Genomic DNA, 1,339 nt, shown 5'->3' on the forward strand with positions numbered 1-1,339 from the left:
CACGAGGGTTCGCTGGAGGTCCTGGCCGTCGGCCCGCTGACCAACCTCGCGGCGGCGTTGGACCTGGATCCCGCGCTGCCGTCGAAGGTGAGGCGGGTCGTGGTGATGGGCGGGGCGGCGCAGACCGCGGGCAACGTCTCGGCGGTCTCCGAGGCCAACATCCACAACGACCCGGAGGCCGCGGCCGCCGTCGTCGACGCCCCGTGGGAGGTCGTGCTGGTCCCGCTCGACGTCACGCTGGAGAACCGGTTCACCTCGGCGGACCAGACCGCGCTGCTGGCGTCCGCCGATCCGGCCGCACGGGCGGTCGGCGCGATGTTGGACCAGTACTTCGGCTTCTACGAGCAGGTCTTCGGCTTCCGCGGCTGCGCGCTGCACGATCCGCTGGCCGCCGCGCTGCTGGTGGGGGAGGTGCACGCCACGCGGGCACCCGCCGTCCCGGTGGTCGTCGACGCGACCGCGGGCCCCGGCCGGGGGCAGACGCTGTGCGACCTGCGACACCAGCGCAGCGGCACCACCGACGTCCCCGGCGCGAACGTGCGGGTGGTGCTGGGGACCGACCAGCCGCTCGCCCCGCTGCTGCGGGCGCGGCTCGCGGGATGACCGCGAGGGGACTCTGCGGCGGGGTGGACCTCGACTCCGCCGGGTTCGACGCTGCCCTGCCACCGACGCGGATCACCGGGCGCTCGCGCCGGGGAGGCGGTAACGTCGCTCCCGAAAGGGTGAAGCAGGCCGCCCTTCCCTGAGTTGGGGAGGTGTGAGCGATGACGCTCGCCGATTTCGCTCCGATGGGCATCGCGGTGCCGGAGCCCGGTGTCTACACGATCACCGTCCGCGGGCTGCTGGACCGCGTCGTCGGCACCCGGCTGCTGCGGCTGGTCGACGCCAGGCTCCAGATGGCCGCCTACGGTCACGCCCCCACCGAGCACGTCCTGCTCGACGTCACCGACGTCCAGGGGATCGCGCCGGGCGGCGAGGCGGCACTGCGGCACGCCGCGCACGCCACCGCGCGTCGGGGCATCACGTTCGACCTGGTCGGGGCCGCCGCGCTCGCCGGGCGGCTGGGCGTGACCGAGCGTCAGGTCCTGGCCCGCTACCGCGGTTTCCCGGACGTCCCCACCGCGCTGGCCGAGCTGGCGGGCGCGGAGTAGGGACCGTCAGGACTCGACGCACCCGCGGACGAGAGTCGTGACGACCTGCATCTCGTCCGGGTCCCGGGGCCCGGGCACCAACACCACCCCGGCATCCATCCGCACCCCCGCGAGCGGGTGCGGCACGCCCCAGCCCTTGGCGACGGCGTCGTAGGCGAGGGCCGGGGGCAGGGCGAGGTGGAGGCTGC

The 1,339-nt window shown here is 74.9% G+C and carries 3 protein-coding genes; 2 read left to right on the forward strand and 1 reads right to left on the reverse strand.

Annotated elements, in window-relative coordinates:
- Window positions 1-603: nucleoside hydrolase (locus H5J29_RS32925; RefSeq protein ID WP_181784796.1), on the forward strand; the 603-nt coding region annotated here is incomplete at its 5' end.
- A 161-nt stretch (window positions 604-764) separates the two neighbouring features.
- Window positions 765-1,151 (forward strand): hypothetical protein, encoded by a 387-nt coding sequence (locus tag H5J29_RS32930; protein ID WP_181784797.1) that lies wholly within the window; start codon window positions 765-767, stop codon window positions 1,149-1,151.
- Between the two features lie 6 nt (window positions 1,152-1,157).
- Here H5J29_RS32930 and H5J29_RS32935 read toward each other — a convergent pair.
- A partial coding sequence (locus H5J29_RS32935; protein WP_446686508.1) for a luciferase domain-containing protein occupies window positions 1,158-1,339 on the reverse strand: 182 nt, incomplete at its 5' end.

The sequence above is a fragment of the Pseudonocardia pini genome (assembly GCF_013870575.1).
GTDB classification, from domain to species: Bacteria; Actinomycetota; Actinomycetes; order Mycobacteriales; family Pseudonocardiaceae; genus Pseudonocardia; species Pseudonocardia pini.

Bases quoted from the DNA above. Each gene is read 5' to 3' on its own strand.
- H5J29_RS32930 (WP_181784797.1), top strand. From the start codon at position 765: ATGACGCTCGCCGATTTCGCTCCGATGGGCATCGCGGTGCCGGAGCCC.